At 46.3% G+C, this 12215-nt stretch carries 8 protein-coding genes; 4 read left to right on the top strand and 4 right to left on the bottom strand.

Annotated elements, in window-relative coordinates; genetic code table 11:
• Positions 1-30 precede the first annotated feature (30 nt).
• On the top strand, positions 31-1035 hold the full coding sequence (locus AWH61_RS00290; protein WP_249922577.1) for a hypothetical protein: 1005 nt from the start codon (positions 31-33) through the stop codon (positions 1033-1035).
• Positions 1036-1042: 7 nt separating this feature from the next.
• Here the strand turns inward: AWH61_RS00290 and ccoG are convergent, their stop codons facing one another.
• The 3 genes from ccoG to AWH61_RS00275 all read right to left on the bottom strand — a co-directional run bounded on the left by ccoG (position 1043) and on the right by AWH61_RS00275 (position 5539).
• On the bottom strand, positions 1043-2416 hold the full coding sequence (gene ccoG, locus AWH61_RS00285) for a cytochrome c oxidase accessory protein CcoG (RefSeq protein WP_014975625.1): 1374 nt from the start codon (positions 2414-2416) through the stop codon (positions 1043-1045).
• Positions 2417-2650: 234 nt separating this feature from the next.
• Positions 2651-4048, bottom strand: coding sequence for an aminotransferase-like domain-containing protein (locus tag AWH61_RS00280; RefSeq protein WP_075175937.1), 1398 nt, complete (start codon positions 4046-4048; stop codon positions 2651-2653).
• A gap of 93 nt (positions 4049-4141) precedes the next feature.
• The gene (locus AWH61_RS00275; RefSeq protein ID WP_014978266.1) at positions 4142-5539 is read right to left on the bottom strand and encodes a PhoH family protein; all 1398 of its coding nucleotides are present in this window, start codon (positions 5537-5539) and stop codon (positions 4142-4144) included.
• A gap of 521 nt (positions 5540-6060) precedes the next feature.
• Here AWH61_RS00275 and AWH61_RS00270 point away from each other — a divergent pair.
• A complete protein-coding gene (locus AWH61_RS00270) occupies positions 6061-7458 on the top strand; it encodes a gluzincin family metallopeptidase (RefSeq protein ID WP_075175936.1) in 1398 nt (465 codons plus the stop codon).
• A 1-nt stretch (position 7459) separates the two neighbouring features.
• On the opposite strand, the gene AWH61_RS00265 is transcribed toward AWH61_RS00270, so the two are convergent.
• On the bottom strand, positions 7460-8251 hold the full coding sequence (locus AWH61_RS00265; protein ID WP_075175935.1) for a DUF4019 domain-containing protein: 792 nt from the start codon (positions 8249-8251) through the stop codon (positions 7460-7462).
• A gap of 329 nt (positions 8252-8580) precedes the next feature.
• Between AWH61_RS00265 and rapA the strand changes: the two genes are divergently transcribed.
• Positions 8581-11442: an RNA polymerase-associated protein RapA gene (gene rapA / locus AWH61_RS00260; RefSeq protein WP_075175934.1), complete on the top strand. Its 2862-nt coding sequence runs from the start codon at positions 8581-8583 to the stop codon at positions 11440-11442.
• Between the two features lie 49 nt (positions 11443-11491).
• Positions 11492-12208 (top strand): bifunctional tRNA pseudouridine(32) synthase/23S rRNA pseudouridine(746) synthase RluA, encoded by a 717-nt coding sequence (gene rluA, locus AWH61_RS00255; protein ID WP_014948190.1) that lies wholly within the window; start codon positions 11492-11494, stop codon positions 12206-12208.
• Positions 12209-12215 lie beyond the last annotated feature (7 nt).

Raw genomic sequence — 12215 nt, 5'->3', positions numbered from 1 at the left:
ATCAATTATTGAGTTACCCCAACGATAACAATGAAGCTTCACACTAACTCGAAAAAAAAGAACATTTGGCGCTTTATTAGTAAGGTAACGAGATACCTTGGTCTTGCTACGATCCTTGTGGTTTTCCATGTTCAGCATGCGCTCTCTGAACAACTCGAGTTCAAAAGAAAGAAGACTGATACCGGCATGCAGTTCTATTACGAATGGATTGACGGTGCGAAGCAGCGACATAACCTCAGGTTTGAAATTCCCTTTGAGTCAATTGAAGACTTGCCGCTCAGGCAAACTAATTACAAGCCCAAAATAGCACAGCGACACGTGACTGTTGCGTTGACCAAAGCAGCAAAGGCTATCAACCCCAAGGACGCAAAAGTAACAATCAAGCCCATGAGAGAAGCCATTAATATTAAAGTGTCGGGGACTGACGAAGAGAAAATAGAAGACGTTCAAGCGCATTTACGTGACGTACAGCAAAACGCTTACGATAGCTACTTGCATGAACATTACTTCACGCGCTTTACGACCATATTTAACCAAAGTGCCATAAAGCCAGATCACCTGCGTTACATCTCTGAGTCAGTAAAACCTTTGGTGTCAGTTTCTCAAGCGTTTTACGAGAAAGTCGCGTCTGAGTCAGATTCAAGAGCCTATTTTTCTTTAATTCTCAGCTGGCTGCAAAGCATCCCTTACGACACGTTAGAAGATAGAGTAGTGAGTAATGGCTCTGGGTATGCGCCGCCCATAAGTGTGCTTATGCAGAACCTAGGGGACTGTGACAGTAAAGCAGTGTTAGCGTCTTCAATGGTAAGAGCTTTTTTACCTACTACAAAGATGATTGTGCTTTACCTGCCCAACCACGCCTTGCTTGGAATTGCATTAACCCCCATGGCAGATGACCGAACCATAGAGCACGATGGCGACGTTTACGTGCTCTATGATCCTACGGGTCCGGCACTCATTCCTTTCGGGCAAGTATCCGAAGATACAGAGCGCAACATTGTGACCGGGCGCTACCAAGTGGAAGTAGTAGAGTAAGTTTCATCTACATTTGCCTGTTATTCCCTGAATAGAACATCACTTCATTGCCAATCACACTGTTGGTAGATTTATCGATAATAACAAAGCTAACAGATTGCATGGTATTAGCCATTGGCGACAATGCTTCAACTGAAAATGGCACATTTCGCTTTTCGCCTGGTGCTACGTTTATAGTCGGTACGTTAATAAGCTGCATATCTGATGGCGTTTCTATAGCAATTTCATAGGTTTTGGCCACGCGGGATTTATTTAAAACGGTTAACGTATAAGTGTTTTCAATGTGTCCCGCGTTGTTCTCTCTGTAAAGCGCGTTGCGGTCACGGCTAATTGAAGCTTCGAAGTCCTGCCTGTCGATAGCCCACTCGCCCATTGCGAGCAGTATGGCAATGATTGCGGCGCCGTAAAGATAGTTAGTGAATTTACGCCCAGAATTCCTGCCGGCTCGCGAAAAATTGATAAGTTTGAGCGGATAGCCAAATTTGGCCATGACCTTGTCGCATGCGTCAATACACAGGCCACAGTTAATGCACTCGTACTGAATTCCTTCACGAATATCAATGCCTGCTGGGCAGACTTGAACGCATAAATTACAATCGACACAATCGCCCAAGTCTTTGTGCTGTGAAAAACGCTTTCTTGGTCCGCGACTTTCTCCTCTCGTTTCGTTGTAAGTAACCAATGACGTACTGTTATCAAACATCGCAGCTTGAAAGCGAGAATAGGGGCACATGTGCGTGCACATTTTCTCTCGAAGCCAACCGGCATTGGCATAAGTGCAAACGGCAAAGAACATTGTCCAGCCTGAAATTAACGCAGGCGCAGAGAAAGTGAAAAACTCCGTATATAGACGAGATGCCGGATAGAAGTAAGACATAAAAACCAGCGCAGTAATAAGGCTTAATGCCAACCATGCACTGTGTTTTGCCCCCTTCACGACTACTTTTGTTAGTGAGCTAGGCTGCTTATCTAAAGCCTTGCTTTGATTGTGCGTACCTTCAATACGGCGCTCTACCCAATTGAAAGCGAGAGTCCATACGGTTTGAGGGCAAGTAAAGCCACACCATACTCGCCCGTAATGACGGGTGACTAAAAACAAAACAAAAGCCGCAAGAATAAACAGAAAGGCAAAAATCATGAGGTCTTGTGGATACAACACCCATGTAAAAAGCGTGAGGGTTTGACGCCCCACATCAAACAAAATCGCCTGCTGTCCTTGGTATTGAATAAAGGGGAGCGCAACAAACAGCGTCACTAATACTACATTCAAGTATCGACGTATTTTTTGAAAGTGCCCGGTTTCCTCACGGATATAGATTTTTTTGCTTTCTACGGGTGTACAAGCAATGATGTCTTCTTGCCGAATTTTAACTGCCGTCATTAGCTTTCTCCGAAAATTTTGCGCTAATGGTAGGGATTTAAGGCCGTTAAAATAGAAACAGATTAGGGGTTTCTTTATAGATCAGTTGCTATAGTTTTTAAGGCGTAGATATTTAAGGCGTAGGCTTTGAAGTCGCAGATTTTTAAGGTGTATGTTTTTCTTGTTTCAAACTTGCTCCCTTTACAGAATGTGCAAAAACTACGGTTTGCGTTACACAGAGTGATAACGCGTTATTTATGAAAGACTTTTTATAAATAGCGAAAGCTTAAGCAGTTGATAGCGCTTCGCTTCATTCAGAGCAAACGATGCATTTAAACGAAAACAATGGTTAAACTCATTGGTTAAGCTAAACAGTTTTCCTGGCGCAATGGTGATGTGTAAACGCAACGCTTCTTTATAAATAGCCATTGCATCAACATGCCCCCGGCATTCCACCCACAAAAAATAGCCGCCGCTATGTGTATGAATAGTCGCAACGTCTGATAGAAGGTCGGTAAGCAGCGTCGTTATCGTCTTCTTACGAGCGATGAGTTTTTTTCGCAGCTGCTTTAAATGAGACTCGTAATTTTTTGTGGATAAATAGTTTACAAGCGCAAGCTGTATCGGCGCACTGGTTGCCAATGTACTCATAAGCTGCTGTTTTTGTATTTCAAGGGCACGCTTACCTGCGGCGACCCACCCTATTCTGTACCCTGCCACTAAAGACTTGGAGAACGATGAACACAACATGCTATCTCCCTCTTTCATAAAATGCTTAATTGGCAGAGGTGGATGCTTATCAGCATAAAGCTCGGCATACACATCATCTTCAATAAGGGCAACATTATACTTATCGAGTAACGCGGCCACCTGCTGTTTTTGAACGTCACTCAATGAGTATCCAATTGGATTTTGAAAGTTGCTCATAAGCCAGCAGGCTTTCACATTATGATTTTTAAATGCGCGCTCAAGTGCAGCTACATCCAGGCCAGTGTTGGGTGATACCGTTACAGTAATCGCTTTTAGACCTAAACGTTGAAGCGCTTGAAGCGTTCCATAGAACACCGGCGACTCAACAACCACCCAGTCTCCTGGTGTGGTGCATGCCTGCAAACTCAAGTTCAGCGCCTCTAGCGCACCAGCGGTAATAATGATTTCATCAGGCGATATATTCACGCCTTTGGCGGCATAGCGCTTAGCGATGATTTTTCTAAGGTCCAGGTTACCTGGAGGCAAGTTATCCATGGCGCTGGTCAAGGAAATTTGCTGGGCGGCAGCTGCAATAGACTTATTTAAATGTTGCCTTGGATAAAGGCTTGGGTCGGGGTAAGCAAATCCTAAACTGAACATGTGGGGGTCGCGAGAGGCCTGCAGCACTTCATATACAAAGTCGTTAATGCTGACGGCTTCTGTGGCCTGTACACGTTCTTTTGAGGCATTGCTCGCTTTAGCTGTTACCAGAAAGCCCGAACGTTCTTGGGAGCTGACTATGCCTTGGCTTTCTAACATCTGATAGGCGTGCAGCACTGTCATTAGGCTGAAGCCTGTTTGTGCTGCCTGTTTGCGAAGCGATGGGAGCTTTTCATTTTCTACCCACACGCCACGCTCAATCTGCTCTTTAAGTTGGTGAGCTAAAACTTCGTATTTAGCCACGTTATACTCCGATAGTTCCCACCAGCGGAGTATAACAGTGAGGACAGTATTCTGTTATAAAAACAATACTACCAATTTACGCGTTATCTTAGGTTAAAGATTTTCTTCAGCAAAACTCGCAAGACGACTTCTTACCACGCCGTCTAGGTTAATGGTGGCACTGCCCGAAAAGTCTTTAAACTTCTCAACCAAGTAAGTAAGCCCCGAGGTCACTGCGCTCAGATAGTTACTGTCTATCTGCGCCAAGTTACCGCCCACTATCAGCTTCGTTCCTTCACCACAACGTGTGATGATGGTTTTAAGCTGTGACGCGGTTAAGTTCTGCGACTCATCCAAAATCACAATCGCATTTTGAATACTTCGGCCTCGCATAAAGTTTACCGACTTATACTGAATGTTGGCTTTTTCCATGATGTAATTCATAGAACCTTTGGTATTTTCGTCGTGCTTGTGGAGTACTTCCAAAGAATCGGTAATTGCTGCCAACCAAGGCAACATTTTTTCTTCTTCCGTTCCCGGCAAGAAGCCAATGGACTCAGCAATTTCCGGCGTGCTTCGCGTGACAATGATTTTGTCATACATGTTACGCTCTACCACCATTTCAAGGGCTGCCGCTAACGCAAGGAGCGTTTTACCACTACCGGCAGGGCCTGTGAGAATAACCATATCAATGTGTGGGTCTAGCAGCGCATGGAGCGCCATGGCCTGCCCTATATTTTTGGGTGTGATGCCCCAGGCATGACGACCCATCAAGCGTTCATAGCCTAAATCCAGCACCTCTAAATGATCGTCGGTGATCTCTTCTACTAAACCTGCAAACTGTTTAGTTTCGTCGAGCAAAAACTCGTTTACATACGCTTCTGGCAACATAGACTTGGGAATAGTGTGAATGGTGTCGCGCCCTTCGCTGCGGCTATCCACGCTTTTTACGCTGTCCCAAAAATTACCTTCAAAGGTATGAAACCCGCGAGATAGATATTTGATGTCAGTAATTAGCTGGTCGGTGCGGTAGTCTTCAACATGAGCGAGGCCTGCCCCTTTCGCTTTAAGGCGCATGTTTAAGTCTTTGGTAACCAACACCACTTTTTGCGGCGCGAACGTCTTTTGCAAGTGCAGCGCTACGTTAATAATGCGGTTGTCATTCTCGTTGCTGGTAAACACTTGCTGAGCCTCAACCATGTTGAGGTCGGCGAATATAGATAGACTCCCTGTAGGTGCCGTTTGACCCGCGCCCAACCCTTCCATCGATACACCCGCTAGCATATCTTCTGGCGTTGCGTCGTGGAGTAAATCCTCCATTGCCCGAATGGATACCCGTGCATCACGCGCCACGTCTTTTTTGCTGTCTTTGATGTAGTCGAGCTCTTCCAATACGGTCATTGGAATAACAACGTCATGTTCTTTAAAGGAGAGAAAAGCGTGAGGTTCGTGCAGCAGAATATTGGTATCGAGGACGTAAATCTTAGTATCGGTAGAATTTTTTCTTGGCATCCTTCACTCCGGTAAATAAAGCCAGGTTAGACGTATTGTTCATTTATGAACGCACGCGCTAACAAGCTACAGTTACGGTTGTAGGAGAATGCCGCTCGAAACAGGACTTCTTCCCCTACTCGCGTCGACTGAGAAGCAGTACTACTCTTTCTGCCTCAAAGGTTCGTTTGTTAAATTAGCGAACCCTTAATTCCACCATAATCCAGTTTTTGAGATTTAGCACTGTTTTTTCTTTTTTATTTTTCGTTAGAGCAAGTGAGAAGCGACGAACAGTCCCTTCACGTAATATGAGATAGCACAGCGCTCCCATTCTGCATTAACAAGAAACTGGCATACTTGGTTCGTAACAAATGCTCACACTTTAACTACAGTTAGCGCAGCTTTAGTTGCGTTTTTAATACCCAAATAGGCTAAGGTGTATTTGTTGAAGCGGTGAATTAAACACGGGTGCTAACCCAATGCCACAACACCTCAATAAAGTGGATGCGTTTAAATTAATAACACTCAGGGAAAGATCAGCTATGAATTGGCTTAACATCACAAAAATAAAAACGGCCATAAGCATGACGTTAGCGCTACTGGCGTGCTTTAACGTTGAAATTGCATGGGCGAATAGCCAAGCGTTCAATGATTCTTCCCCTTCTAACATTCTAATCAAGGTTGAGAAAAGCACGGCTGATACGTCTGAAAAATGGGTAGTCACTTACATATTAACTACGCCAGCCAAAACGCTGGCTTTTGTTAGAAACCCAGATACATCAAGAACAACACGTTGGTTCGCGCAAGACAACGACATAGAAATCGTCTTTGATAACGTCAAACACCAAGAACTTGTACGTTCGAAGTCAGGCAGGCCCCTCTCTACCGTGTCATTTTTACTGACGCCCACCTATAAACACTTGGGTAAAGATTACGCACCATTTTCTCCTTTTTCTGATGGTGGAAATGCCTTTCACTCTGGGCGACTGTTTGCTTGTGCTAATACCTGTACTGAAGAAGATAATAAATGGCACCTGACACTCAATGTTCCCAGTGATGAACACATAGTGTTGAATGGCAAAGTAATGAAAAGCAGCGTGTCGTGGACAGATAACAATGATGGAAGAGTCGTGTATGTGGGTAAGCAACAGCCAATTATTACCGATGATGTGGTTGCCCTAATTGATCCCGGGCTTCCTGAAAGCATTAAAGCTTCGCTAGAAGAAGATATACCCAACATGATGGCGTTTTTCTCCCATTCTCTTAATCCGCTTAAGGGCGAAAAGCCCATGTTATTTGCCTCTTATGCAAACGTAGATGATCACTCTACACAAGGCGGCACACTACCTAACCAGATATTTATGCATTGGAACAGACAAGACTTAAATGAGCAGGCCGATAACAGCAGCTTTGTTAACCAAACACTTTGGTTCTTTGCTCACGAAGTCGCCCATTTATATCAGCCCGGCAGTACCGAAGGTGTATCAGAAAACGAGGAGCAGTCTTGGCTGCACGAGGGCAACGCCGACTACTTTGCGGCAATCGCCATGAACTTCCTCTACGAAGACGCCAATAGCTACGTTGAAAGCCGAATGACCCGCGCTTTCGAGAGCTGTACTGAAGGGCTGGCGCAGACAACGCTGGCTCGTGCTTATAAAAACGGGCACTTCAATCTTTATTATTCATGTGGGATGATAATGCACCGCGCCATCGATAGCGTGGTGCAACAAAAAACGTTAGGTGAGGAGTCGCTGTTCACCGTATGGAAGCGACTTCAAAAAGCAGTGAATAGTGGCATGCCGCCTGGCACAGCGACGTTCTTAACCTTGTTAGAACCCTACAATGCACCTGAACTTATCAAAGCCATCAACAATGCAACGAGCGATGATGCTTTCAAAACCATTCAAGGAATTGAAACTTTGTACCAGTTACCTGAGTAGGCTACTTAATGAAGTAGCCTATTGCTTTATATTCGCCATCAACTTCCACCATAGAAAGGGTCTCTACTTTCATTGTGGTCTGGGAATCAAAGTCAGTGGTGAACGACAAAATTAAGTAGTTTCCTTTAGGCAATCCCGGCAGTGAAGTTGGCGCTTGTGCTAACGCAATTTCCCTCGACTTGGCTGCCCCCAATGGCTCCCTGACTAGCTGCATCGCCTCGGTCCATTTAGCTATTGAAATACCGCTTCTAAAAATAGCCCCACTCTCTTTCCAGCTTTGTTCATATTCTCCGCTGTCGATAAGTTCCAGCCAGCTTGTTGCACCTTCAAGGACTTCGCTACTGACATTAACTGGCTTGCCAGCTTCAATTACTTGGTTGCTACCATTGTTCGCATTGACCGTTTGCGCATAATAAATAGCAACGAACAAACTGATGGCGAGCGCTAGCGTGATCCAAAGAACATGTTGGGGATTCAACGACGTTGGCCGGTCACCCTGCAGCTTAATTGAATGATGAGCTGCGGCATTCTCGCCCGCAGTAGAAGTTTGCGAGGTTGGCAGCCCTTGAGGATGACTTGTGGTGGCGTGGGTTTCACCCATTAAAAGCGCATCGGGCGTCGTTTCGAAAACTGAAGCAAGTGCGCCTATTGAATCGTGTGATGCAGATTGTGTTTTCTCAATTCGCTGAATAGTACGCAAACTCAATCCAGACACATCTGCCAGATGCTGCTGACTCCATGCCCTAGCATTGCGAAGTTGTATAAGCTTTTGACTGTCTACTTTCATATCCATCTCGCGCTTCCTCCTGTTAGCTGCGATTCACATACGTTAAAAACGTAACGCGGTTAACAGTAAGAAATATCCATGGTCAGTGATACGACAGTTTTACGCCAACCCTGTGACAAAGCAAGCCTGATGGGCACGTCAACGTTCTTATTCTTTTGCTACCAGCATTCTCGTTGTGAAGCAAAGAAGGCCTACTAGTGCTAATCGTCTTGTTAACGCAGGGCATAGGTACTCAATCCCCCCACCTGCAACCGCAAATCAAATGAGCTAGTATTAATGACTTATCACAACGCAATGCGTACAATACCGCCCCCCGAAAAATAGGTTGGTGATTTATGAGTTCAGATAGTCAATTTTCAGTTGGTCAGCGTTGGTTAAGCAACACAGAAATAGAGCTGGGGTTAGGTGTCGTTATTGGTAGCGACTTCCGTTCTGTCGAAGTGTTGTATCCAGCAACAGGCGAAGCGCGAAAGTATACTAAGCAAGATGCGCCGCTTACGCGACTAATTTTTGAAATTGGCGAAACGGTCAAAAGCCAAGACGGCTGGGAAATGACCATTACTGAAAAAGAAGAAAGCCAAGATCTTTTCATCTATCACGGGCTTCGCGAAGACACCAAAGCGCAAGCGCGATTACCTGAAACCATGCTAGACAGCCACATTCGCTTGAACCAACCTGAAAAGCGCCTGTTCAGTCAGCAATTAGACAACCCTAAATGGTTCGATTTGCGCGAGCGTGCTTTAGATCATCAATACGATTACTTACGTTCAAACACCATTGGTCTTGCAGGTGCGCGCATATCGCTTATTCCGCACCAACTCCACATTGCGTCAGAGGTAGGCGGCAGACACGCACCTCGCGTATTACTTGCCGATGAAGTAGGTCTTGGTAAAACCATTGAAGCCGCGTTAATTATTCACCAGCAGCTTAAAACAGGCCGCGCAGAGCGCGTGCTTATTTTGGTTCCAGACTCGCTCATGCACCAATGGTTAGTTGAAATGCTTCGTCGCGTTAACCTTCCTTTTGCCATTTACGATGAAAGTCGTTGCGAGGCTATAGAGAAGAGCGAAGGCTTACAAGATGACGAAACATCTGACGCGAGCGCTGTGAATCCATTTGAAAACGACCAGCTGGTACTTTGCAGTATCGACTTCCTAAGCAAGAGCGAAAAACGCCAGCAGCAAATTCAAGCTGCAGGATGGGATTTAATGGTTGTCGATGAAGCCCATCACCTTGCGTGGTCAAGTGCGGCTCCCTCTGCCGAATACTTGTGTGTGGAAGCGCTGGCAAACCAAACGCCAGGCGTATTACTGCTTACCGCAACGCCTGATCAACTTGGTCACGAAAGCCACTTTGCCCGCTTGCGCCTGCTCGACCCGGCTCGCTTCCATAGCTACGATGCATTCTTAGATGAAGAATCGAAATACAGCCAACTGGCCGATGCAGTAGCGCCATTACTTTCAGACGCCGAGCCTAACGACAAACAACGCAGCAAACTCGCAGAATTCGCGCCTGACGTAATGGAACATGCGGGTGATTTAAGCTCGCCGGAAAATCGCCATGCGCTGCTGCACCAACTTATCGATTGTCACGGCACAGGCCGTATGCTGTTTAGAAACCGCCGCGCCAATATCGAAGGCTTTCCGATGCGTAAATTAAGCGCTTACGAACTGGCTTTGCCTGAGGTTTATTCAGATGCCGTGAGCGGCGGCGACTTAACCTATTCACTGTATCCTGAACGTATGGCAAGCGTGGTTAACAGCTGGACCAAGCAAGACCCGCGCGTTGAATGGCTGCTTGATTTCATGCAAAGCGTTAAGCCAGAAAAGATTCTGCTTATTTGCGCAAGCGCCCGTACAGCGCAAGAGTTAGGTGAGGTTATTCGCACGCAAACCGGTATTCGCCACAGTGTATTCCACGAAGGCATGAGCATTGTGGAGCGCGACAAGGCGGCCCATTATTTTGCTGATGAGGAAGACGGCGCACAAATTCTACTGTGTAGTGAAATTGGTAGCGAAGGTCGTAACTTCCAGTTCGCTCATCATTTGGTGCTGTTCGATTTGCCTATCACGCCAGATCTGCTTGAACAACGTATTGGTCGTCTTGACCGTATTGGCCAAACCCAAACCGTACAAATTCACGTGCCGTATTTAGCGAAAACCGCGCAGCACGTATTACTAGATTGGTATCACGAAGGGCTGAATGCCTTCGAAAAGACCTGCCCCACGGGCTCTGGTGTATTCGACGACGTTAAGCCTCTGCTTATTGGTGCGTGCTTACACCCTGACGATATGAGCGCGCGTGACGAGCTAGTGAACATGAGTGTTACGCTTAATAGCCAGCTCGTAGCGCAGCTTGAAGCCGGTCGCGATCGTCTTCTAGAGCTTAATGCTTCGGGAGAGGGCCGCGTAGAACAACTGCTTGAAGACATTATCACCCTTGATAGCGAACAAGATTTGTCGCGCTTTATGGGTCGCGTATTCGATGCTATTGGTGTTCAGCAGGACGAAAAAGGCAATGACTGCTTTATTCTTATGCCAACTGAATCGATGGTGAGCCAGCTTCCAGGTCTTGACCCAGAAGGCATGACGGTTACTTACAAGCGCCGTGTTGCCACCACGCTAGAAAACGTGCAGTTTTTAAGTTGGGATCATCCACTTGTGCATACCGCCATGGACGTAGTACTCACCGACGTGCACGGAAAGAGCAGCATGGGCTTTATTGCCGAGCCGTCTTTGCCAAAAGGCGCTTATTGGGTTGAGGCGTTGTTTGTGCTGCAGGCGCAAGCGCCTAAAGCGCTTCAGTTAGGCCGTTTCTTACCTCAAACGCCCGTGCGAGTGTGTTTAGATGCGCAAGGAAACCCGTCTGAATTGAGCTTCGACGTTAAGCGTAAAATTGGACGTAAGATCTCGGCTCAGCTTCTAAAAGCCTTGCAACAGCCGCTTGAGCTTGCCATTGAAAAGGCGCGTAAGCTTGCCCATCAGCAAGCTAACCAAAAGCAACACGACGCACTTAACAGCATGCACAGCACGCTTAACGAAGAAATACAGCGCTTGCGCGATCTTCAAAAGCGTAACCCAGCAGTACGTGACAGCGAAATCGAGTTTATTGAAACGCAAATGAACGCCCTTGATAAAGTTATTCAGGATGCAGATGTTCAGCTGGACGCCATTCGTATTGTGGTAAATAACCCGTAACCTCGAAAGGTTAAACATTCAAGAGCGACTGTGAAGTAACGAGTACATAATGGCGAACCCAAGTTTTGTTTATAACCCACCGATGACACCTTATCTTGATATTTTGTATCAAGATGAGGACATGGTGGTTGCGCATAAACCTAGCGGGCTATTGAGCGTTCCGGGCAAAGCTTTAGAGCACCGCGATTCGCTGATTAGCCGGGTGAACCGTGTGTATCCCACCGCAACAGTAGTGCATCGCTTAGACATGGCGACTTCGGGTATTTTGGTGCTGGCGCTTAATAAAGACAGCCATCGCCATATCTCGAAACAGTTTGAGTTACGTCAAACTAAAAAGCGCTACTTCGCACGTGTTCATGGGCATGTAGAACAAGACAGCGGAGAGGTTAACCTTCCCCTTATTTGCGACTGGCCAAACAGGCCAAAGCAAATGGTAGACTTCGAGCGCGGTAAAAAAGCCGTAACGCACTTTGACGTCATTGAGCGCACACTGGATGAAAAAGAGCGACCCTATTCTCTCGTTGCCCTTTATCCCATTACCGGTCGCTCTCACCAACTGCGAGTACATATGCTTGCTTTGGGTCACCCTATTTTGGGAGATAGACTCTATGCGCATGAAGAAGCGTTATCCATGGCGCCTCGTTTACAGCTTCATGCTGAAAGCTTGAGTCTTTCGCACCCGACACTTGGGCATTGGCTGCACTTTAATGTCGCCATCCCTTTTAGTCCGTTTTGCCCAAAGCCGCTCTCAGAAAGTTTTGAGTAGCGTTTTA

The sequence above is a fragment of the Alteromonas sp. W12 genome (assembly GCF_001924945.1).
GTDB lineage: Bacteria > Pseudomonadota > Gammaproteobacteria > Enterobacterales > Alteromonadaceae > Alteromonas > Alteromonas macleodii.
Note: the sequence above shows the minus strand (reverse complement) of the source record. Positions and strands in the feature narration are given on the sequence as shown.